The organism is Acidipropionibacterium jensenii DSM 20535 (assembly GCF_000425285.1).
Lineage (GTDB): Bacteria > Actinomycetota > Actinomycetes > Propionibacteriales > Propionibacteriaceae > Acidipropionibacterium > Acidipropionibacterium jensenii.
This window is the reverse complement of record NZ_AUDD01000030.1, coordinates 1-21,639: the sequence shown is the minus strand read 5'-3', so window position 1 is coordinate 21,639 and position 21,639 is coordinate 1. Positions and strand designations below refer to the sequence as shown.

General features: G+C 69.3%; 21 protein-coding genes, 1 rRNA gene and 2 pseudogenes. 10 read left to right on the top strand and 14 right to left on the bottom strand.

What is annotated here, in order from left to right; genetic code table 11:
• Together H590_RS0112515 and ychF are read right to left on the bottom strand one after the other, a co-directional pair.
• Positions 1-244: leucine zipper domain-containing protein (locus H590_RS0112515; protein WP_154655329.1), on the bottom strand; the 244-nt coding region annotated here is incomplete at its 3' end.
• 500 nt (positions 245-744) lie between these two features.
• Positions 745-1,818, bottom strand: coding sequence for a redox-regulated ATPase YchF (gene ychF, locus H590_RS0112505; protein ID WP_028703802.1), 1,074 nt, complete (start codon positions 1,816-1,818; stop codon positions 745-747).
• A gap of 61 nt (positions 1,819-1,879) precedes the next feature.
• On the opposite strand from ychF, the gene H590_RS0112500 reads away from it, so the two are divergent.
• Entirely contained in the window at positions 1,880-2,782 is a 903-nt protein-coding gene (locus H590_RS0112500) for a VOC family protein (protein ID WP_028703801.1), read from the top strand.
• Here the strand turns inward: H590_RS0112500 and H590_RS0112495 are convergent, their stop codons facing one another.
• The gene (locus H590_RS0112495) at positions 2,783-4,054 is read right to left on the bottom strand and encodes a M18 family aminopeptidase (protein ID WP_028703800.1); all 1,272 of its coding nucleotides are present in this window, start codon (positions 4,052-4,054) and stop codon (positions 2,783-2,785) included. It lies immediately after the preceding gene.
• Positions 4,055-4,230: 176 nt separating this feature from the next.
• Here H590_RS0112495 and H590_RS16655 point away from each other — a divergent pair.
• Positions 4,231-5,433: pseudogene (locus tag H590_RS16655) on the top strand (DNA recombination protein RmuC); the annotation flags it as partial.
• A 187-nt stretch (positions 5,434-5,620) separates the two neighbouring features.
• On the opposite strand, the gene H590_RS0112485 reads toward H590_RS16655, so the two are convergent.
• Positions 5,621-6,592, bottom strand: a complete 972-nt coding sequence (locus H590_RS0112485) for a 4-hydroxy-3-methylbut-2-enyl diphosphate reductase (RefSeq protein WP_028703799.1) — start codon at positions 6,590-6,592, stop codon at positions 5,621-5,623.
• Between the two features lie 67 nt (positions 6,593-6,659).
• Between H590_RS0112485 and xseA the strand changes: the two genes are divergently transcribed.
• Positions 6,660-7,904: an exodeoxyribonuclease VII large subunit gene (xseA, locus tag H590_RS0112480; protein WP_028703798.1), complete on the top strand. Its 1,245-nt coding sequence runs from the start codon at positions 6,660-6,662 to the stop codon at positions 7,902-7,904.
• A 92-nt stretch (positions 7,905-7,996) separates the two neighbouring features.
• Positions 7,997-8,215 (top strand): annotated as a pseudogene (locus tag H590_RS18960) (exodeoxyribonuclease VII small subunit); the annotation flags it as partial.
• A 10-nt stretch (positions 8,216-8,225) separates the two neighbouring features.
• Here H590_RS18960 and H590_RS0112470 read toward each other — a convergent pair.
• The 3 genes from H590_RS0112470 to trhA all read right to left on the bottom strand — a co-directional run bounded on the left by H590_RS0112470 (position 8,226) and on the right by trhA (position 11,089).
• A complete protein-coding gene (locus tag H590_RS0112470) occupies positions 8,226-8,783 on the bottom strand; it encodes a DUF4245 domain-containing protein (protein WP_269471502.1) in 558 nt (185 codons plus the stop codon).
• 43 nt (positions 8,784-8,826) lie between these two features.
• Positions 8,827-10,191, bottom strand: coding sequence for an RNA 5'-3' helicase PhoH2 (phoH2, locus tag H590_RS0112465; protein WP_028703795.1), 1,365 nt, complete (start codon positions 10,189-10,191; stop codon positions 8,827-8,829).
• Between the two features lie 163 nt (positions 10,192-10,354).
• Positions 10,355-11,089 carry a PAQR family membrane homeostasis protein TrhA gene (gene trhA, locus H590_RS0112460; protein WP_084149512.1) on the bottom strand — a complete coding sequence of 245 codons (735 nt, stop codon included), beginning with the start codon at positions 11,087-11,089 and terminating at the stop codon, positions 10,355-10,357.
• Positions 11,090-11,235: 146 nt separating this feature from the next.
• Between trhA and uppS the strand changes: the two genes are divergently transcribed.
• Complete coding sequence (gene uppS / locus H590_RS0112455; protein WP_028703793.1) at positions 11,236-12,057, top strand: polyprenyl diphosphate synthase; 822 nt, start codon at positions 11,236-11,238, stop codon at positions 12,055-12,057.
• A gap of 48 nt (positions 12,058-12,105) precedes the next feature.
• On the opposite strand, the gene H590_RS0112450 is transcribed toward uppS, so the two are convergent.
• Both H590_RS0112450 and H590_RS0112445 read right to left on the bottom strand, forming a co-directional pair.
• On the bottom strand, positions 12,106-14,130 hold the full coding sequence (locus H590_RS0112450; RefSeq protein ID WP_028703792.1) for a thioredoxin domain-containing protein: 2,025 nt from the start codon (positions 14,128-14,130) through the stop codon (positions 12,106-12,108).
• Positions 14,131-14,178: 48 nt separating this feature from the next.
• Positions 14,179-14,355 carry a hypothetical protein gene (locus tag H590_RS0112445; RefSeq protein ID WP_036982401.1) on the bottom strand — a complete coding sequence of 59 codons (177 nt, stop codon included), beginning with the start codon at positions 14,353-14,355 and terminating at the stop codon, positions 14,179-14,181.
• A gap of 40 nt (positions 14,356-14,395) precedes the next feature.
• Here H590_RS0112445 and H590_RS0112440 point away from each other — a divergent pair, with 40 nt between their 5' ends.
• Together H590_RS0112440 and greA are read left to right on the top strand one after the other, a co-directional pair.
• On the top strand, positions 14,396-14,827 hold the full coding sequence (locus tag H590_RS0112440) for a DUF4307 domain-containing protein (RefSeq protein WP_028703790.1): 432 nt from the start codon (positions 14,396-14,398) through the stop codon (positions 14,825-14,827).
• A gap of 92 nt (positions 14,828-14,919) precedes the next feature.
• Positions 14,920-15,417, top strand: a complete 498-nt coding sequence (gene greA / locus H590_RS0112435) for a transcription elongation factor GreA (RefSeq protein WP_028703789.1) — start codon at positions 14,920-14,922, stop codon at positions 15,415-15,417.
• 163 nt (positions 15,418-15,580) lie between these two features.
• Here greA and H590_RS17700 read toward each other — a convergent pair whose 3' ends face one another.
• Positions 15,581-16,630 (bottom strand): hypothetical protein, encoded by a 1,050-nt coding sequence (locus H590_RS17700; RefSeq protein WP_036982399.1) that lies wholly within the window; start codon positions 16,628-16,630, stop codon positions 15,581-15,583.
• Between the two features lie 85 nt (positions 16,631-16,715).
• Positions 16,716-17,978, bottom strand: a complete 1,263-nt coding sequence (locus H590_RS16650; protein ID WP_084149510.1) for an AI-2E family transporter — start codon at positions 17,976-17,978, stop codon at positions 16,716-16,718.
• 113 nt (positions 17,979-18,091) lie between these two features.
• Here H590_RS16650 and H590_RS0112420 point away from each other — a divergent pair, with 113 nt between their 5' ends.
• Together H590_RS0112420 and msrA are read left to right on the top strand one after the other, a co-directional pair.
• Entirely contained in the window at positions 18,092-18,796 is a 705-nt protein-coding gene (locus H590_RS0112420) for a uracil-DNA glycosylase (protein WP_028703787.1), read from the top strand.
• 174 nt (positions 18,797-18,970) lie between these two features.
• Positions 18,971-19,582: a peptide-methionine (S)-S-oxide reductase MsrA gene (gene msrA / locus H590_RS0112415; protein ID WP_028703786.1), complete on the top strand. Its 612-nt coding sequence runs from the start codon at positions 18,971-18,973 to the stop codon at positions 19,580-19,582.
• Between the two features lie 34 nt (positions 19,583-19,616).
• Here the strand turns inward: msrA and H590_RS0112410 are convergent, their stop codons facing one another.
• Together H590_RS0112410 and H590_RS0112405 are read right to left on the bottom strand one after the other, a co-directional pair.
• Positions 19,617-20,006, bottom strand: a complete 390-nt coding sequence (locus H590_RS0112410; protein WP_028703785.1) for a hypothetical protein — start codon at positions 20,004-20,006, stop codon at positions 19,617-19,619.
• Entirely contained in the window at positions 20,003-20,530 is a 528-nt protein-coding gene (locus tag H590_RS0112405; RefSeq protein ID WP_126412587.1) for a hypothetical protein, read from the bottom strand. The genes H590_RS0112410 and H590_RS0112405 overlap by 4 nt, the downstream gene beginning before the upstream one ends.
• Before the next feature lie 56 nt (positions 20,531-20,586).
• Here H590_RS0112405 and H590_RS16645 point away from each other — a divergent pair, with 56 nt between their 5' ends.
• Positions 20,587-21,063 (top strand): GNAT family N-acetyltransferase, encoded by a 477-nt coding sequence (locus H590_RS16645; protein ID WP_084149508.1) that lies wholly within the window; start codon positions 20,587-20,589, stop codon positions 21,061-21,063.
• Between the two features lie 249 nt (positions 21,064-21,312).
• Here the strand turns inward: H590_RS16645 and rrf are convergent.
• A 5S ribosomal RNA gene (gene rrf, locus H590_RS0112395) occupies positions 21,313-21,429 on the bottom strand.
• Between the last annotated feature and the right edge of the window lie 210 nt (positions 21,430-21,639).

The following is a 21,639-nucleotide window of genomic DNA, read 5'->3' as shown; positions in this document are numbered from 1 at the left end:
TGAACCGCAGCCCGACGATCCGGTGCTCGGTGCTCCGCGACAACCGGTTGGGGCTGTGAGCCGGCCGGGAGGAGTGATCGATCAGCGGCTGGCCGGCACGATAGCGATCGGCCCAGCGTTTCGCGGTGGCCGGACTCACCTGGAAGCGCTCAGCAGCCCGTCTCAGGGGCCAGCCGTCGTCGACGATGCAGGCGGCCAGCCGGAGCCTTCCAGCGGGGGTCAGGGGTGCGTTAGCGTGGGTCACAGAGGCCTCCGGTTCCTGGATGCGTGTGTGGTAACCCACATCCTGCCGGAGGCCTCCCCCCTCAGCTCAACTGTTCACAACGTCCCGGGGAAGTACACCTAGACCTCGCTCTCCTGCTCCAGCTGGCGGTTCCGGCGGTGGAGATCCCATAGCCCGGAGGATTCCTCACGAGTAGCTCCGGAACGGTGGTCGCCGTCGATATCGGCCTGACGGAACGACTTGTGGATCGTCGTCCCGTGGATGCCGGAGTCCTTAATGATCTGAGCGAGGGAAACGCCGTCTTCACGGGGCCGAACCACGCGCACGACGCACTCGCGGAACTCACTCGGGTAGGGAGCAGCCGTGGCGCGCATCCTTCTTGGCCGCCCAACGGGCAAGCCAGATTGGATGTCACCCATTTGGGCGGCAGTCCCGATGCCTTCACACAGGAATGTTCTTGGCTGGCGCTTCAGTTCGTCTGTACAACAAGCCCGTTCACGACCTGTCGCGGACGCCAGAGATTATACGGCGAAACGAAATTCAACCACGTCACCGTCCTGCATGACATAGTCCTTACCCTCCAGCCGGAGCTTGCCGGCCGCCTGGGCCTCCTTCTCGGAGCCATAGGTCACCAGGTCGTCGAAGGAGACCACCTGCGCCTTGATGAATCCCTTCTGGAAGTCGGTGTGGATCACCCCGGCGGCCTGCGGGGCCGTCCAGCCCTTGTGGATCGTCCAGGCGCGGGACTCCTTCTCACCGGCGGTGAGGAAGGTCTGCAGACCCAGGGTGTCGAACCCGACACGTGCCAGCTTGTCCAGCCCGGGCTCGGTGATCCCGGCGTCAGCGAGGAACTCCTCGGCGTCCTCGGGCTCCATCTCGGCCAGCTCGGCCTCGAACTCGGCGTCCAGGAAGATCGCCTCGGCCGGGGCGACGATCTTGGCCATCCTCGCCTTGAGATCCTCGTCGGCGAGCTGATCCTGGTCGCAGTTGAAGACGTAGATGAAGGGCTTGGTGGTGAGCAGGAACAGGTCGTGGAGAGGCTCGGGGTCCAGCCCTGCCGAGTAGATCGTCCGACCCTCCTCGAGGACCTTCTGGGCCTCCTCCCAGGCCTGCGCGCGGGGCCGCGACTCCTTGCGGATCGCCGCCTCCTTCTCGAGCTTGGGCAGCTGCTTCTCGAGGGTCTGGAGGTCGGCCAGCACCAGTTCGGTGGTGATCGTCTCGATGTCGGAGGAGGGCTCGACCTTCCCGTCGACATGGGTGACGTCGTCATCCTCGAAGCAGCGGGTCACCTGGCAGATCGCGTCGGCCTCGCGAATGTTGGAGAGGAACTCGTTGCCCATCCCCTCCCCCTGGCTGGCACCCTTGACGATCCCGGCGATGTCGACGAAGGACACCGTGGCGGGAACGGTCTTGACCGAGCTGTACATCTTCGTCAGCACGTCCAGCCGAGAATCGGGGACGCCGACCACCCCGACATTCGGCTCGATGGTCGCGAACGGGTAGTTCGCCGCCAGCACGTCGTTGCGGGTCAGTGCGTTGAACAGGGTTGACTTGCCGGCATTGGGGAGGCCGACGATTCCGATGGTGAGTGCCACGTCGCGCCATCTTACCGGCGGCCTCGCAGAGCCTGGCCCCGGCGCGGGGTAGCGTCCGGCCATGCCCCAGCGAATCATCCCGAAGCTCTGGTTCAACCACACCGCCCGCGAGGCGGTGGACCACTACCTGGAGATCTTCCCCGACAGCAGCGAGGTGTCGGTCAGCCACTACCCGACCGAGGGCCTGCTGGACTTCCAGCAGGACCTCGCCGGCGACGTCCTGGAGATCCAGTTCCGGATCGGGGACCTCACCTTCTCGGCGATCAACGCCGGGGGCGAGTTCAGGCCCAACTCGTCGATCTCCTTCCTGCTGAACTTCGATCCCTCCCGGGACCCGGACGCCCGGGGACACCTCGACCAGCTCTGGGAGCGCCTCACCGCCGACGGGCTGGTCGGGATGGAGTTGTCCTCCTACCCCTTCTCGTCCCACTACGGATGGGTCGAGGACCGGTACGGGGTCAACTGGCAGCTGATGCTCACCAATCCCGACGGCGACCCGCGGCCCTTCGTCACCCCCGAGTTGATGTTTCCCCACGCCCAGACGCAGGCGACCGAGGCCATCGAGCTGTACACCGGCCTGTTCGAGAACTCCGGCACCGGGGTCATCGCCCGCTACTCGGAGCTCGGCGAGCTGCCCTCCGAGGAGACGTCCCCGCAGGCCCTCGCCTACGCCGACTTCACCCTGGCCGGTCAGTGGTTCGCGGCGATGGACTCGGCGGTCCCCCAGGACGTCACCTTCACCGAGGGGGTCTCGCTGGTGGCGCTGTGCCCCGACCAGGCCGAGATCGACCGACTCTGGGCGGTCCTGTCGACGGTCCCGGAGGCCGAGCAGTGCGGCTGGTGCAAGGACCAGTTCGGGGTCAGTTGGCAGATCGTCCCGCAGGACATGCCCGACTTCTCCCAGCCGGAGGCCTTCGGCAGGCTTCTGGGCATGAAGAAGCTGGTGATCGCCGACCTGTCCTGATCAGGCTCCCGCCCAGTAGGCCCTCAGAGCCGCCGACAGGTGGCTGAGGTCTGCGACACCGGCCAGTTCGCGGGTGGAGTGCATCGACATCAACGGGACGCCGACGTCGACGGTGAGGATGCCCAGACGAGTTGCCGTGAGCGGTCCGATGGTCGAACCGCAGGGCACCGAGTTGTTCGAGACGAAGTCCTGGGTCGGGACCCCGGCGGCCGCGCAGGCGCGGGCCCACAGCACGGCCCCCACACCGTCGGTGGCGTATCGCTGGTTCGCGTTGATCTTGAGCAGCGGCCCGCCGTTGAGCAGCGGGTGGTTCGCCGGGTCGAACTTCTCGACGTAGTTGGGGTGGACGCCGTGCCCGGCGTCGGAGGAGACGCAGGAGGAGCGGGCGAGCATGGCGCGGTAGCTGTCGCCGTCCCGGCCCAGGCCATCAGCGATCCTCACCAGGATGTCCTCCAGGAGGGGCCCGCAGGCCCCCGAGCGGGTGGCCGAGCCGACCTCCTCGTGGTCGAAGCAGGCCATCACCGCGATGTCGTCTCCCGGTGCCGCCTCGACCATTGCGGCGATCGAGGAGTGCACCGAGGAGAGATTGTCCATCCGCGAGCTGGCCAGGAACTCCCCGCGGGGCCCGATCACCGCCGGGCTCTCGGTCGGGTAGGCCAGGATGTCGTGGAAGCCGAGGTCGGCCCGGTCGATGCCGGCAGCCTCGCACAGCAGGTCCTCGACGTCCAGATCGGGGTTCGAGACCGACAGGATCGGCATCAGGTGGCGCTGCCTGTCCAGGTGCAGGGTGTCGTTGACGCTGCGGTCCAGATGCGGGGCCAGCTGGCTGATCCGCAGGATCGGTCCGGTGCGCACCAGATGGCTGCGGCCGTCGCGGGTGACCAGCCGTCCAGCCAGTCCCAGGTCACGGTCCAGCCAGGAGTTGAGCAGTCCCCCGCCGTAGACCTCCATCCCCACCTGCTGCCAGCCGTGGTTGGTCACGGTGGCATGGGGCTTGAGCTTGAAGGAGGGCGAGTCGGTGTGCGAGCCGACCACTCGGAAGGCGGTGCGGTCGCTGATGGCGTCCGGCGTCTGCCAGGCGACCACCGCGCCGTCGCGCACCACGTAGTGGCGCCCGAGAGTCTGGGACCACGGTTCGGTCTCGTCCAGTCGGGTGAATCCGGCCTCGTCGAGACGCCGGCAGAGCTCGGCGGCCGCGTGGTAGGAGGTCGGGGAGGCCTTCACGAAGGAGATGACGTCCTCGGCGTGGGAGGCGAACGGAGAGGCCGCCAGCGCGGTGGTGGAGGTCTCGGGCAGGAGTGGTTCTGACACGTCAGTCATTCAACCACCGCCTGGCATTTCCACCCCCGCCCGTCGCCCGGCGGTCCGGAGGCGACCCTGCCCGGACGGCCCGACCAGACTGCCTGCCCAGAACTGTCGGTGGCGGCTGGCACCCTGTGGACATGACCATTTCGTCCCTCGTGATGCTGCTGATCGGACTGCTCCTCGGCCTGGCGATCGGTTGGCTCCTGGCCGAGCTGCGCGCCCGCTCGTCGGTGGCCTCCGAACGCGCCCGGGCCGACGTCGCCCGGGCGCAGTGCCAGGCCGCCGAGCAGCGCGCCGAGATCACCGCCGCCGATCGCGACGGGCTGGCGGACCGCTTCAAGTCCCTGTCGGCCGACGCCCTGAACCTCCAGCAGTTGCGCGCAGACCGGGCCGCCGAGCGCACCGTCACCGACACCCAGCGCCTGTTGACCCCGGTCTCCCAGGCTCTCGACAAGTTGGAGCATCGGCTGGCCGAGGTCGAACGGGAGCGCGCCTCGATGACCGCCTCGCTGGGCAAGCAGGTGGACCTGGTCAATGCCGCTGGGGAGGGCCTGCGCCGGGAGACCGCATCCCTGGTCACCGCGCTGCGCAAACCGCAGGTGCGGGGCGCTTGGGGGGAGGTTCAGTTGCGCCGGGTGGTGGAACTGGCCGGGATGGTGGAGCACTGCGATTTCGAGGTCCAGGCGACCACCCGTGTCACCGGCCAGCCGCTGCGCCCCGACATGACCATCCGGATGGCCGGGGACCGGTGCGTCCATGTCGACGCCAAGACGCCGCTGTCGGCGTTCCTGGACGCCGCCGGCACCGACGACCCGGACCAGCGGGCCACCCATCTGGCACATTTCGCGCGAAATGTGCGCGGTCACATCGATGACCTGTCGTCGAAGGCCTACTGGCGCACCGAGACCGACTCCCCCGAGTTCGTCATCCTCTTCCTGCCCAGCGACGCCTTCCTCCAGGCCGCCCTGGACGAGATGCCCGACCTCCACGAGTACGCGTCGCGGCGCAACATCGTGCTCGCCGATCCGGCCGTGCTGATCCCCATGCTCAAGGTCATCGCGCTGGCCTGGCGCCAGCAGGATGTCGCCCGGTCCGCCGCCGAGGTGGCGGCCCTCGGCCGCGACCTGCACGACCGGCTGGCCACCCTGTCGAACCATCTCGACCGGCTGGGGCGTTCGTTGACCGGCGCGGTGAAGAGCTACAACTCGGCCGTCGGGTCCCTGGAGACCCGGGTGCTGGTCAGTGCCCGCCGGTTCGAGGAGATGGGGGTGACCACCTCCGAGCTGGCCTCACCGGCCCCCGTCCAGGACGCCACCCGGCCGCTCACCGCACCCGAGATCACCGATCCGCTCGCCTCCGTCGAGGAGGCCGACACCGTGACACGAGGCTCCAACTCTGAGACACGAGAGTCCGGGACGACCGACACCGATGCGGAGATGCTCCGCCCCGCCATTGCAGCGACCGGTCCCGGGTCCGAGTCCTCCCGCCGGGGCCAGGAGAAGGCCTCCTGAGGCGACCGGAGGCCCCGGGCACTCAGGCTCCGGTACGCGCCGACCTGCTGCGCCTGGGGCGCAGCTGAGGGGGCAGCGCGAAGGTCAGCGACTCCCCGATGAGGGACTCCTCGACCGCCGGCGGCCAGCCTCTGGACTCCAGCAGCGCCAGCACCTCCTTGACCAGCTGCTCGGGAACCGAGGCTCCGCTGGTCACCCCGATGGTGGCCACCCCGTCCAGCCAGGAGTCGTCGATCTCGGTCGCGTCGTCGACCCGGTGGGAGGCCCCCGCGCCGGCCTCCAGGGCGACGTCGACCAGGCGCGCGGTGTTCGAGGAGTTGCGCGACCCCACCACGATCACCAGGTCGCAGTGGGCCGCGATCTGCTTGATGGCGTACTGACGGTTGGATGTGGCGTAGCAGATGTCGTCGGAGGGCGGGTTCATCAGGTCGGGGCGCAGCGCGCGCAGCCGCTCGAGTGTCTCGGCGGTCTCGTCGACGCTCAGGGTGGTCTGACTCAGCCAGGACACCGGACGGTCAGGGTCCAGCTCCAGATCGGCGACATCCTCGGGGCGCTGCACCAGGGTGATGTGGTCGGGAGCCTCCCCGGTGGTGCCCTCCACCTCCTCGTGGCCAGCATGGCCGATGAGCACGATCTGGGTGTCCTCGGTGGCGAACCGCCGCGCCTCGTGGTGCACCTTGGTCACCAGGGGGCAGGTCGCGTCGATCGTGCGCAGGCCGCGTCTCCTCGCCTCCGACGTCACCTCGGGCGAGACGCCGTGGGCGGAGAAGACCACCAGAGCGCCCTCGGGAACCTCGTCCAGATCCTCGACGAAGATCGCTCCGCGGGTCTCGAGGTCCTCCACGACATGGCGGTTGTGGACGATCTGCTTGCGTACGTAGACCGGCGCGCCATAGGCCTCCAGGGCCTTCTCGACGGTCACCACGGCCCGGTCGACACCGGCGCAGTAGCCGCGCGGGGCGGCCAGAATGAGCTTGCGGGGCACATCGGGCATGAGGTGCAGTGTAATCGCCGCGGCCCAAGCCACAGAGTCGTCAGACCCGGCCACTACGGTGGGGCCCATGCCCGATCCCTCAGACGCCGACAACCCGAAGTCCCTGGCCTGGGTGGTCCGTGCCGTCAAGGCGTGGGTGGAGCGCTGCGGCGCGGTCTGGGTGCAGGCCCAGGTCATCGAGCTCAACCGCCGCTCCGGACCCACCCAGTTCCTCACCCTGCGCGACATCGACGAGGAGGTCTCGGTGACGGCCACCTGCCACCGTCGCGTGCTGGACGCCGCCGGCCCCGTGGAGACCGGCATGACGGTCACCGCCCTGCTGAAGCCGACCGTCTGGTCGAAGACGGGCCGGCTGTCCTTCGAGTGCTCCCAGATCCGGCCCTCCGGGGAGGGCCAGTTGCTCGCCCAGCTCGAGCGCCGACGCCGCCTGCTGGAGGCCGAGGGACTGTTCGACACCAGCCTTCACAAGCCCCTGCCGCTGCTGCCGGCCGGCATCGGACTGATCACCGGCGCCCACTCCGATGCCGAGCGCGATGTGATCCGCAACGCCGGTCTGCGCTGGCCGGCGGTGCGGTTCGTGGTGCGCAACACCCTGGTCCAGGGGCCCCGCGCCGTCGAACAGATCCTGGCCGCCCTGGCCGAGCTGGACGCCGACCCCGGCGTCGACGTCATCATCATCGCCCGCGGCGGAGGGTCCCTGGAGGATCTCCTGCCGTTCTCCGACGAGGCGCTCATCCGCGCCGTCTTCGCCGCCCGCACGCCGGTGGTCTCGGCGATCGGCCACGAGCGCGACAACCCGATCCTGGATCTGGTGGCCGATCTGCGCGCCTCCACCCCCACCGACGCCGGCAAGCGCATCGTCCCCGATGTCGCCGAGGAGGCCGCCCTGGTCGCCGAGTGCCGAACGCGGATCAGGCAGTCGGTCGCCACCCTGGTCGCCACCGAGCAGACCAGGCTGGAGGGGTTGCGGTCCCGGCCCGTGATGGTCGATCCCACCGCCACCCTGGACATCGCCGCCGAACGCCTGTCGACAACGGTCTCCCGGCTCCGGATGGCCGCCGAGCACGGACTGGACGCCTGCACCCACCAGATCGACCAGTACCTGACCCAGATCCGGGCGATGTCGCCGAAGGCCACCCTCGACCGCGGCTACGCCGCCCTGGCCGACGATCACGGAGACTCGGTGAGCTCGGTCGAACAGGTGACCACCGGCGGCCGGCTGATGGCCTACCTGGCCGACGGCCAACTCGGCCTCCTTGTCGAGTCCGCCACCCCCACCGCATCACGCACCCCCGCCGAGGAGCAGTCATGACATCCCAGAACCCCACCGATCAGACCCCTACCGTCCAGGCCAGCACCGCCCAGACCTCTGCCTCCCAGACCTCTGCCTCCCAGGCGGTCGATAACCAGACCACCGGCGAACCGGAGATCGGCTACGAGCAGGCCCGCGACGAACTGGTCGAGGTGGTCCGGCGCCTCGAGTCAGGAGGCACCAGCCTCGCCGACACGATGGCCCTGTGGGAGCGCGGGGAGAAGCTGGCCGCCATCTGCCAGACCTGGCTGGACGGCGCCCGGTCACGGATCGACCAGGCGCGCCGTCAGTCGGGCCCCGTGGGCTCCTGACCCCGGCCGGTCACGAGCTGGTCAGCAGGCTGGCGTAGCCCTGGAGCACCGGGTAGTCCGCGTCCCCGACGACCGCCGCCGTCGAGCGGCCCTCCGGGCGCACCAGGGAGCGGGTGCGCCCGTCGTCACTGATCCTCTTCTCCCAGGGGTGCCCCTCGACGACCACCATCCCATCGGGCCGTCCCGACCGGGTGACCGAGTCGAGGAATGCGCTGGTGGACGGCTCGTCGGACTGGTTCACCCCGATGTAGATCTGGTCGGTGCTGAGGAACCCCAGTTCCCAGCGATTGCCACTGGCGACGGTGTCACCCACCCACTGCCCGCCACGTTCGACGAAGCGGGCCTTGACCGGCTTCCAGCCGGCCGGCGGGGCCGAGGGGGCGAGCACCGGGTATCCCGCCTTCTGGCGCGCCTGGGCGAGCGTCGGCTGCCAGTCCACCGGGTCGACCTGCGGTGCGTCGGGGGTCCTGGTGAAGAACCAGACGATCAGGAGGACGGGGACCAGCAGGACGGCCAGGGAGATGACCATGTCGCGTCCGGTCGCCTTGGTGTTGCCATGTGATGCCACGGCGACCATGTTCCCAGATTCTCGGCCCGACGGCTCCGATCGCCTAGACCATGTCCTCGAGCATCTGGGTCACCAGGGCGGCGATCGGGGAACGTTCCGAGCGGGTCAGTGTGACATGGCCGAACAACGGATTGCCGCGCAGCCTCTCGACGACGGCGGCCACCCCGTCATGGCGGCCCACCCTCAGGTTGTCGCGCTGGGCGACGTCGTGGGTGAGCACCACCCGCGAGTTCTGCCCGATCCGCGAGAGCACGGTGAGCAGCACGTTGCGCTCCAGGGACTGGGCCTCGTCGACGATGACGAAGGCGTCGTGCAGGGACCGTCCCCGGATGTGGGTGAGGGGAAGCACCTCCAGCATCCCCCGCTCGGTGACCTCGTCGATGACGTAGGAGTTCGTCACCGAACTGAGGGTGTCGATCACCGCCTGACCCCAGGGGGCCATCTTCTCCCCCTCGGAACCTGGCAGGTAGCCGAGTTCCTGACCGCCCACCGGGTACAGCGGCCGGAAGACCATCACCTTCCGGTACAGCTCCCGCTCCAGGACGGCGTCCAGACCCGCGCACAGAGCCAGCGCCGACTTGCCGGTGCCGGCCCGGCCACCGAGCGAGACGATGCCGACCTCCGGGTCGACCAGCAGGTCCAGGGCCACCCGCTGCTCCGCCGAGCGTCCGTGGATGCCGAAGACCTCCAGGTCGGTGTTGATGAGATGGGCCCTCCCGTCGGGTCGCAGTCGCGCCAGGGCGCTGCCGCCGGGCCCCTCCATCACCAGTCCGGAGTGCACCGCGATGTCCTCGGCGCGCGGAGTCCCGTCGGACCCGTCGAGTGCCACCGACCCCTGCTCGTAGAGCCGGCCGATGGTCTGGGAGGTGACCTCCACGGTCGTCATCCCGGTCCAACCGACGTCGGAGGCCTGCTCGTGGCGGTACTCCTCGGCCTCCAGACCGATCGCCGACGCCTTGATCCGCAGCGGAAGGTCCTTGCTCACCAGGACCACGTGATGACCGGCGTGCCGGTAGTTGGCGGCCACCGCCAGTATCCGGGTGTCGTTGTCCCCCAGCCGAAGTCCGTCGGGGAGGCACTCGGGATCGGAGTGGTCGAGCTCGACCATCAGGGTGCCGCCCTCGTCGTTGAGCGGGGCCGGGTGATTGAGCCCGCCGTGCTCGAGGGTCAGACTGTCGAGCAGCCGCAGGGCCGCCCTGGCGAAGTATCCGAGGTCCGGGTGGTCCCGCTTGGCCTCCAGCTCGGTGATGACCACGATCGGGAGCACGACCTGGTGCTCGGCGAAGTTGAGGAGCGCCCTCGGGTCGGACAGCAGCACCGAGGTGTCGACCACATAGGTGTGCCGACCCTCCACAGGGGCGACGATGACGGCATGCGGCCGATCCGGCGCATTCGGACGAGTGGGCACAGCGACCTCCCGTGACGATCGAACCGCTCCGAGAACGAGGCCGCCGCGAGGGCGCCTGGACCGGTTCCCTGCCCACAGGCTACCGACGATCTGCCGTGCCGGGGCAACACCGGCCCCCGGACACCGACCCGGACCGTGCCAGGGGACCGAACCGGCGCAGGGTTCAGATCACCACCAGGCCGATGGCGATCGCGTGGCAGATGGCGCCGATAGCGGTCCCGGCGTGGAAGACCTCGTGGAAGCCGAACCAGGTCGGTGAGGGATTGGGCTTCTTCAGCGCGTAACTCACCGCGCCCGCCGAGTAGGCCACCCCGCCGACCAGTACGAGGATGACCACGGCCGGTCCGCCGGCGTGCCAGAACTGCGGCAGCCACCACAGCGCACCCCAGCCCATCACGATGTACAGGCCGGTGTAGAGCCACCGGGGGGCGTCGATCCACAACCATCGGAAGGTGACGTCGATGACGGCGGCCCCCCAGATGACCGCCAGAAGCACCACCCGGGAGGTCCCGGTGAGCATCGAGACGGCCAGCGGGGTGTAGGTGCCGGCGATGAAGACCGCGATGTTGGTGTGGTCGATCCGGCGCAGCACCGCCTTGACCCGGGGGGACCAGCGGACCCGGTGGTAGACCGCCGAGTTCCCGAACAGCTCGACCCCGGTGCAGATCCACACGGCCACCGCCAGGCGCGTCTGCCAGGAGTCCCCGGCGACGATGAGGCCGAGTCCGCAGAGCAGGATCAGTGGCGCCATCACGGTGTGGATCCAGCCCCGCAGGCGGGGCGGCGTGTCCTCGGCCGGCACCCCGACCAGATCATCGGGACCCTTGGGCCCGACCGCCGGCGCCCGGTCAATGGAGGGCGCACCCGTCGAACCGCTGTTGCTGGTGGTATCTCTCATGGCATCATCCCGTCCTCGCCAAAGCAAAAACCTACCGAACCGTAGGTTATCTCGCTGCGCCGACTGTCAACACCCCGGCCCGAGCGGTGGACGCCGTCGGGCCGTCCCCGGCCGACCTGATGGCCGCGACGCAATAGGCTGACGTCATGAGCAGATCCGACCACCGCAGCAGGAGGGTGGGAGAGCTGGCCGACCGCCTCCATCCCTCCGGCCTGCTCTACAGCACCTACGAAGCCAGGCTGCTCGACCAGTTGGACCGCTCGCGGCTGCCCGAGCACGTCGCCGTTCTGGCCGACGGGAATCGCCGGTGGGCCCGCCTCAACGCACCGGGACAGCCGCTGGTCACCGGCTATCGCGCCGGTGCCCGCAAGCTCAAGCACTTCTGCGCCTGGTGCGACGAGGTCGGCATCCCGATCGTCACCCTGTGGGTGCTGTCGACCGACAATCTGCAGCGCGCCGAGACCGGGGAGCTGAGCTCCCTGCTGAAGGTCATCGAGGACCTCGTCGTCGCGCTGAGCGGCAATCCGAGCTGGCGGGTCCAGGTGGTCGGCGATCTCAACCTGCTCCCCGACGAGATGACCCGGGTCCTCACCGACGCCTGCCAGCGCACGGTCGAGCACCACACCATGCACATCAACGTGGCGATCGCCTACGGCGGTCGCCACGAGCTGCGCGACGCCGTCCGGGAGCTGCTCGCCGAGGAGGCCGGCAAGGGCACCTCGCTGACCGAGCTGTCCCAGACCCTGGAGATCGACCAGATCGCCGAGCACCTCTACACCCGCGGACAGCCCGACCCCGACCTCATCATCCGCACCTCCGGGGAGCAGCGGCTCTCCGGGTTCCTGATGTGGCAGAGCGCCCACTCCGAGTTCTACTTCTGCGAGGCACTGTGGCCAGACTTCCGCAAGGTCGACTTCCTGCGGGCACTGCGCTCCTTCTCCCAGCGGGAGCGCCGGTACGGCCGGTGACCCGCCCGACCCGGCCGACCCGCCCGGCAGATATGCCGCGTCAGGCGCTCACACCCTGCGCCACAGCGGGTCCTTGAGCTCCAGGAAGTCGGTCACGGGTTCGAGACAGACCGTGCCCCGGCACACATAGGCGGTCGGTCCGGTCGAGTCGGTGCGGTCCTGGAACCAGCTGCCGAAGCCGCTGGTGCCGGCCTTCCCGCGCACCAGGGCCGACCCGGCAGGGGCCATCCGCCAGGCCGCCGAGGCCAGGTCGCCGGGCACCTCGTCCTCCTCGACCACCACCACGGTCGCCGGCTTCAGTCCGCGACGGGCGTCGTCGCGGATGAGGTGGTCGGCCAGCGCCCACCCGGCGAACCGGGGATTCTGGGCGACCACCGGTGCCAGCACCGCCGAGGCCCGGTCGGCGCGATCCAGCAGATCCTGGCGCTCGGCCATCAGACCGACCCTCCTCAGCGCCTTGACCATCGTCGCCGTCACCGATGGGCAGGCGTCGTCGGTGAGCTGGCGGGAGGGCACCGCAACCAGTGCGGAGGGCTCGGCGTCCAGGAAGGATCCGTCGTCGGCGGAGAACCTCTCCACCGCCCGCTGTGCCACCTCCACGGCCCGGTCCAGCCAGACTCCCCGGCCGGTGGCGCCGGCCAGTCCGGCCAGGGCCAGCGCCAGGTGCGCGTGGTCCTCGGCCACCGCGGGGGCGCCGGGGACGCCGTGCAGGGAGGTGCGAAGGGGGGTCCTGCCCGCCCAGTGGGCGGCCCACAGCCGCTCCGCCAGGTCTGCCGCCAGGCTCACCCAGGTCCACTCGCGCAGGATCATCCCGGCCTCGACCAGGGAGTCGATCGCCATCGCGTTCCAGGCGGTGATCACCTTGTCGTCGCGGTCCGGTGCCGGGCGCACCTGGCGCAGTGCCAGCAGCTTGTCCAGGTCGGTGTTGATCCGCTTCCAGTCCACTCTTCCCCGCATCTGGAGGGTGGACAGGCCGTTCTCGAAGTTGCCGGCCGCGTCGATGTGGACCAGCGGTCGCAGCCAGTCGGCCTCCTCGGCGCCCAGGGCGTCGACCAGCAGGTCGGGATTCCACAGGTAGTACATGCCCTCGTGGCTGTGGCCGGCCAGATCGTCGGAGTCGGCGTCCAGGGAGGCGGCCAGCAGGCCGTCGTCGGTGGTCATCTCCCGTTCCAGCCAGCTCACCGTGCGCCGGGCAGCGTGGGAGTAGAGCTCGCGGCGGTCCGGGTCGTGGTCGGCGGTGCGACGCCAGCAGCGGGCCATCGTGCCCAGCAGCAGGGCGTTGCCGTCGAGCATCTTCTCGAAGTGCGGGACAACCCACTGCGAGTCGGTGCTGTACCGGTGAAAACCGCCGCCCACCTGGTCGAAGATGCCGCCTCGCACCAGGTGCTCGCAGGTGTTCTGGGCCATGTCGAGGCTGGTGGGGTCCCCCTTGACCAGCAGGGCGTCGATGAGGGTGGGGCCGGGGAACTTGACCGGTCCGCCGAAGCCGCCGTTGACGATGTCGTAGTCGGCCCCCACCGCGTCCAGCAGGTCCTGGGCCGGTGGCACGGGTGCGGTTGCGGCCGGAGGCTCGGCGCCCTGGCGAAGCTGCTCGGCGATGATGCCGGCCTGCTCGACGACCTCGCCGCGACGCTGTTGCCAGGCCTGCCCCAGGGCGCCGACGACGTCGACCAGTCCGGGCTGGCCGCCTCTGGCCACCGGTGGGAAGTAGGTGCCGGCGAAGAAGGGCTCCCCCTCGGGGGTGCAGAAGACGGTGTTGGGCCAGCCGCCCGAGCCGGTCAGCGCCAGGGTGGCCTGCATCAGTGAGGAGTCGACCTCGGGCATCTCCTCCCGGTCCACCTTGACCGCGATGAAGTAGGTGTTGATGACCTCGGCGATCTCCGGGTCGGAGAACGACTCCAGCGCCATCACGTGGCACCAGTGGCACGAGGAGTATCCGACGCTGACCATCAGGGGCAGGTCTCTACGGGCCGCCTCCTCGAACGCCTCGGTTCCCCAGGGGTACCAGTCCACCGGGTTTCCGGCGTGCTGGAGCAGGTAGGGGCTGGCCGAGTCCGCAAGGTGATTGGGCATGCCGGCCAGCCTACGGCGCAGCGACCACCCTCGGACAAATCAGGTCTGTCAGGCCTTCGTCTCGTCGTCGTGACGCTTCTTCAGCGCCGGGCCCGAGGGGGTCTCGTCGAAATCGATCCGGCGGATGTTGCGGCGCAGGCTGAACCAGGCGAGGATCCCGAATGCCACCAGCACGCAGAACACGATGAGATTCTGGGTGCCGCTGCCGATCATCGCTACAAGCATGACTGGACCTTATCAACGGGCGGTACGGCACAATGACGGGGTGAGTCAGTCTGAGCAGGGACCCGATGACCCGGTGAGCGCGGAGGACCGGGAGCGCATCGCCCGACGCTATCCGCCGCGCCCGGGCCGTCGGCTCTGGCTCGTGGCGGTCGTGGTGCTGGCCGGACTGGTGCTGGCCTGGACCGTCTGGGCGGGCCTTCACGCCTCCGCCGATCCGGTCCGCGTCCAGGTGTTCGGCTACCAGGTGGTCAGCGACTTCCGGGTCGACGTCACCCTCGAGATCCACCGGGGCACTCCCTCCGACACCGGATCCTGCACGGTCTACGCCACCTCGCACGACTCTCAGCGGGTCGGCGAGAAGCAGCTGGTGATCGGGCCCGGGACCGCCGAGGACGTCCGTGTCACCACCTCGGTGAAGACCTTCTCCCGCGCTGTCACCGCCCAGTTGGAGAACTGTCAGGCGATTCGCTAGCCACGGCCTCGACGCCGGGTCCGGCCAGGTCGGGGCGCCCCTGCAGGAGCGGTCGTGCTCTGGGACGGCGGCCACAGCGATATCATTGGGGAATGCCTGAGTCCCAAGACACCGTGTGGCTCACCCAAGAGGCATTCGACAAGCTCACCAAGGAGCTCGAGTACCTCAAGGGTGAAGGTCGCACGAAGATCAGCAACAAGATCGCCGAAGCCCGCTCCGAGGGTGACCTCTCGGAGAACGGCGGATACCACGCCGCCCGTGATGAACAGGGGCAGGCGGAGGCGCGAATCCTCCAGCTCGACCAGATGCTGCGGCACGCCCAGGTCGGGGAGCGCCCGACCGCCTCCGACAAGGTCGCCCCCGGGTCGAAGGTGACGGTCTACTACTTCGGAGACTCCTCCGACACCGAGACCTTCCTGCTGGGATCGCGCGAGATGATGAATGTCGACAAGTCGGTCGACACGCCGGTCTACTCCCCCCAGTCGCCGCTGGGCGGTGCGGTGGTCGGTCTGCGTCCCGGCGAGTCGACCAGCTACCAGGCCCCCTCCGGCAAGGCGATCAAGGTCACTGTGGTCAGCGTCTCCGCCTGACCTGCCGGCTCTTCTCGATGTTGCGGCCCGCAGCGCCCCAGGGGCGCGGCGGGCCGCAACGGTTCATGGTCGGTTCGTGGCCGATTCGCCGACGCCGCTGGGCGGCCCGGCACCGGGTGCTCCCACCTGGTGCGAGCCGGCACAGGCCAGGGTCAGGCCGGGGTCAGACCAGCCGGACCGAGATCCTTCCCATCACCGCGGACAGGTCCAGCCGGGCCGCCCCGTTGCCGACCACGTACTCGTCGACCTCGGACCCGCCGTCGGGCCAGGAGACGACGCTGGTCTGGGTGTCGGCGCGCACCGCCACATTGGCATCCCCGGTGAGCCTGACCGACAGGTTTCCCGACTCCACCCGGATCCGGGACCGTCCCTGGTCGACCGGACCGGTGACGGTGGCCCCGCCGACCTGGAAGAGGGCGTCCTCGATCCGGTGCACGTCGGCGATGTCGGCGGCCCCGGCGGTGACCCTCACGGAGTCGACCACCGGAACTCCCAACAGTCTCAGCGCACCGCCCGACAGCTCGATGTCGAGCCCCAGGTCGGGGTGCATCCGGATGACGAGTTCGGGTCCCAGGCCGAGGTCCTTGAGGTCCTCGGTGTCCTTGGGGAGCCTGAACTTCAGCAGCCCCGACAGGTCCGGTCCGATGTGTCCCTTGGCGGAGATCTCGACAGCCTCGCCGACCCGACGTCGGATGTGCTCCCCCTCGACCTTCACGCCTGGGGTTGCCGGGTCCCCGATGATCGTCACCCGGCGCCCCACACAGCGCACCCGGACCTGGCTCACCTGACCCGACGGGTCGGGGCCGGGGCCACCGGGACCGGCGCTCCCGCGGGATCCGGAGGCGGCGTCGGCGACCTGCTCGGCCACTCCTGTGACGCGCTGCCAGGCTGATCTGAGGCCCTCACGGGCCTCCGGCGGCACCCGGTTCCAGGGCTCGTCGAAGAGCCCTTGTCGTGACTGACCGGGGGCGTCGTGGGCCTGATGGGGACCGGTCGGGGGCTCCTCCGCCCGACCCTGGCCGGACTCGTCGGGTCGGTTGGTCTCTGCGGCGGGCCCGGTCGGCCCGGCGCCGTCCCGGTCTGCGTCTGCGTCTGCGGGCTGCTGGGCCGCGCCCCGGCTGGCGGCCTCGATGCGGCGGGTCGCCTCAGCTGCATCGATGCGGCCGGCGGCGAGATCGTCGAGGATCGAGGACAGGTCTGGAGTCGGACTCATGGCACCCACTGTATGGGCTCGGACGGGCCGGATCACGCGTGCGCGCCGTGCCCGTTCCGCCGCCTCGTGGTGCGGCCCGGCATCCTCACGCGGTTCTGGCCCTGCTCCCCCTGGGCTCGTCGTCAACGGGAACCGCCTCCTCGGGGGAGGCCGAGGAGCTGAGCGCCTTGGCGAAGGCGAACCCGAAGGCCACCAGCGGGATCGCGAACAGGGCGCCGACGATGCCGGCCTGGCTGGCACCGATCGCGATGCCCAGCAGTACCGCCAGCGGGTGGATGGAGACGGCCTTGCCGAGCAGGAAGGGCTGCAGGACATGTCCCTCGATCTCCATCACCGCGACGAAGACGATGAGCATGATGATGGCCTTGACCCATCCCAGTGTCACCAGCACCACCGCGACGGCGACCACACCGGCGATGAGTGCTCCGGCGATCGGGACGAAGGCGAGGACGAAGGTCAGGGCGCCGATCGCCACGGCCACCGAGGAGCCGATCAGGGCGGCGCCGATCCCGGCCCCCAGACCGTCGACGAAGGCCACGATGACGGCGGCTCGGACATAGGCGACCAGGGCGACCCAGCCGCGCTTGGCGGCGTCCAGAATCCGGGAGCGGCCGGACCGGGGCACCAGGTGGGACAGCGTCTCGCCGAAGTAGGAGCCCTCGTAGAGGAAGAAGAAGGTGGCGAACAGGGCGATCAGCAGTCCGGCCACGAAGTGGCCCACCCCGGTTCCCGCGGCGGCCGCCCAGCCGGCGATGCGCCCCTGGGAGGCCTTCGCCCAGGCTTCGCCCTGGTTGACCAGGTTGTTGAGCTGGTCACTGCCGATGTGCAGCGGGCCGGTGTCGAGCCAGTGGGTCAGCTGGGCGAAGCTGGCCATCGTCTGGTTGGACAGTTCACCCCACTGGCTGGCGATCTGTGCGCCGACCAGGGTGAACAGTCCGCCGACGACGATCACCAGGAGCAGGAGGCACAGGGCCGCCGACAACCCGCGGTGGAGACCGTGGCGGATGAACCAGTGGGCCAGGGACCACAGTGCCGCGGTCAGCATGAGAGCGACCGCGATCGGGATGGTGACGTCCGAGATGGTGGCCAGGACCTTCGCCACCATGTACACCAGGGCGCCGATCACCAGGATCCGCCAGGACCAGCCCGCGGCGGCTCTCAACCCGGAGGGGACGGGGTCGCGGTGGTCGGCCGATCCGTCGGCCCGCGCGACGGTGGGGCCCGCCGCCGCGGAGTCTGCCGCAGGGCTCGCGACGGTCTGCGGGGAGGACGTCGCGGCCGGCGGCTTGTTCCCGGATCCCGGAGAGTTGCTCTCGGAGTCGGGGGTCGACTCGTCTGGCGCAGTCATGGTGTCCTTTCCACCGAGCCGATGAACAGCCCGATGGCCAGAAGGGTAGCGTTACCGGGTCAGGTCTCCCCTCCAGACGCGTCCGGGGAGACGGTGCGAACCACGGAGGTGCCATGACGGCCAAGCCACTGAGCGAACTCGTGGCACCCGACTGGGCAGAGGCGCTGGCTCCCGTGGAGCCGGTCATCCATCAGATGGGCGAGTTCCTGCGGGGCGAGTTGGCGGCAGGACGCCAGTACCTGCCGACCGGCGACCGGGTGCTGAGAGCCTTCTCCAGGCCGATGGCCGATGTCCGCGTCCTCATCGTCGGCCAGGATCCCTACCCCACACCGGGTCATCCGGTGGGGCTGAGCTTCTCGGTGGAGCGCGACGTCCGCCCGATCCCCCGGTCCCTGCAGAACATCTATGCCGAGCTGCAGTCGGATCTGGGGATCCCGCCGTGTCCGCACGGGGATCTCACCGGCTGGTTCGAGCAGGGGGTGCTGCTGCTCAACAGATGTCTCACCGTGCAGCCGGGGCGGCCGGGGTCCCATCGTCACAAGGGGTGGGAGACGGTGACCCAGCTGGCCATCGAGTCCCTGGTCGCCCGTGGGGGTCCGCTGGTGGCGGTCCTGTGGGGCCGTGACGCGCAGTCCCTCACCCCGATGCTGGGGACGGTACCCATCGTCGCCTCCCCGCATCCCTCACCGATGTCGGCACGATACGGATTCTTCGGTTCCCGGCCCTTCAGCCGCACCAACGAGCTGCTGGCCGAGCAGGGGGCCGAGCCGATAGACTGGGACCTCTCCCATCCCCGGGGCGGGATCGACCCGCAGTAGGTCGGCCGACGTCCTGCACGCTCCCCCGGCGACAACGCCTCACGGGAGCACCGTCAAGCGAGCACCGTCGGAGGCGCGCGGTCGGAGGAGAGCCATCACGGGGCGCGGGAATAGCGTGGAGCCGCCGGGCGCTTCCCCTGCGTGGTCTTCGGAGGATTTGCGAACAAGCGTCAGATGGTCGGTCCCGACAACGCCCTTCCGGGCGGATCAACTCCTGTTCTGGAGATGCCCTTCTTCCACCGGGTCCTCGGCGACCGGCTCGACCGGCAGTTCGAGGGGGCCGAGGTGATCCATCTCGCGATGGGCTGTTTCTGGGGGGCGGAGAAGCTCTTCTGGCAGACTCCCGGGGTACTGCTCACCTCGGTGGGGTACATGGGCGGGTACACGCCCAACCCGACCTACCGAGAGGTGTGCACGGGGCGCACCGGTCACGCCGAGACGGTGCGCGTGGTGTACGACCCGGACGCGATCTCCACCGATGAGATCGTGCGACTGTTCTTCGAGAACCATGACCCGACCCAGGGCATGCGGCAGGGCAACGACGTCGGCACCCAGTACCGCTCAGCGATCTGGTGCACCTCTGCCGACCAGCTCATCACCGCCACCAGGGTGCGCGGCGAGTACCAGGCCGATCTCCTCAACGCCGGCTACGGGCAGATCAGCACCACCATCGAGATGGCCGAGTCGCCCTTCTACCCGGCCGAGGCCGAGCATCAGCAGTACCTCCAGGCCAACCCGCAGGGCTACTGCCCGGTCCATGCCACCGGGGTCTGTCTGAGTCACTGAGGGCCGGCCCCGTCCGCCGTCCTCCTGCTGCTCCTCAGCCGAGCAGTCTGATCACCACGACGCACTCCGGCGTCTTCCCGCCGAACAGCTCCCGGGTGCGCCCGGCGACCGCCGTGGCCCAGGACTGTGCACGGTACTTCTCGACGATCTGGGCCTTCACCTGATCGAAGACCGGACCGTCGGCCAGCACGACGGCCCTGCCCTCCAGAACCGGCTCAGAGTCGATGGCGCGACCTCTGCTGGTCGCGGCGTGCACGCTCACCACGCAGTTGTCGGGAAATCGCTCGCGAACGCCCAGGTCATTGGCCAGCCAGAAGCCGATCTCCCCGTCGCCGACCAGGACGACCTGCTCCGTGCTGGTGGTTCTTCTGCCCTCCGAGTCGTAGGAACTCACCAGGATCCGTTCGGCGGTGCGCAGGCTCATCGGGTGTGCTCCGGACCGGCGGCGTCGTCATCGCGCGGCGACTGGTCGTCACCGGCCGTCAGCTGACGGTCCTCCGGTGCCCCGGACTCCGCTCCACCGAGCTCGGGGGCCGGCTTCTCGCTGGCCGCCTTCTCACCGGTGGTGGGAATCGACTCGACGGTCGTGCGGGCATTCGGCTCACCGGTCGGCGGCTGGATCCCGGCGCCGCCCTGACGTAGGGCGCTGTCGCGGATGGACCGTTCGCGCTGCTCGGCGGCGCCCCGCAGGGTTGCCTTGCGGACCGAGGAGTTCGTCTGGCGCGGGAGACCGACTCCCAGACCGATCAGCAGGCCGCAGGCCAGCGACACGCCCGCCACGGTCCAGATCGTCGAGGTCGGATCCGTCAGCCCCGCTCCCCCGGAGCTGGAGCGCGCGGCGGCCATGATCGTGTCCATCGCCATCCCCACGCTGATCGTCATGTAGAGACCAACTCCCAGGGCTACCGCGCCCAGGACGATCAGGACCAGCTTCAGCGTCTTCATCACCAGACGATCCTAAGCCCAACACGGCGGTCGCATCGGCTGTCGTAGGCTGGACGACCATGGCCAGCACTCGCCGGGCAGGGGCCCGCGACATCCCCTTCATGATTCATGTCCTCCGGCTTGCCGCCGGCGGAGCGAACGGCCCGCTCAGCATCGAGGAGTGCCGGTCCAATCCAGCGATATCTCACTATCTGGACCGGTGGAGTCCCGAACAGCTCGGTCTCATCTGCAGCGAGGAGGACACCGAGATCGGGGCGGCCTGGCTCACCCTGCTGCCCGCCGACGACCCGGGCTATGGATTCATCGCCCCCACCATTCCGGAACTGACGATCGGTGTGGCACCGGAGTACCAGGGCAAGGGCCACGGTGACTTCCTGCTCGCGAACCTGCTGGACGCCGCAGACCGGGCGGGTGTCCGCTCCATCAGCCTGTCGGTGGCCGACGACAATGACAGGGCTCGGGCGATGTACCAGCGAGCCGGATTCGCCCCGGTGGGACAGCACGAGCAGGCCACCACCATGCTGCGAGTCGCCTGATCCCTGACAAGTCCTGCCGGACTCGACGGGTCAGTGCCAGTGTGTGCCTGGTCGTCAGGTCAGCCCACCACTCGACTGGCCCCGGGCGTCATCGGCCCCGGGGTGTGTCCTGTCTGTGCCCGGTCGATCCAGGGGTGTTGCCGTCGGTGTCTGGGTGTGGTTCGGGGCCTGGACCGGGTCCCCCGTCATGTCGATCACCTCGACATGGGGAACACGGTCCGGGCCCCGAACTCTTTTTTTAAGGGGTTTGTGCGGCAGCGTCCTACTCTCCCACCCACTGGCGTGGGCAGTACCATCGGCGTGTGGAGGCTTAACTTCCGGGTTCGGAATGGGACCGGGTGTTTCCCTCCAGCCATGGCCACCGGCACAAAAACTGTGGATATAACTCCCACACCGGCCAACCCCTGGGGGGTTGGTGTCGTGTGGGCGTGTTTGTTTCGGATCCAGCCACCATCCCGCACCCCGCAGGGGGGTGTGTGGTGGGCCAGAGCCGCACAGTGGATACGAGCAGTCACAGAAGATGAAGTGTGTGTAGCAAGCCCTCGGCCTATTAGTACCGGTCAGCTCCGCACCTTG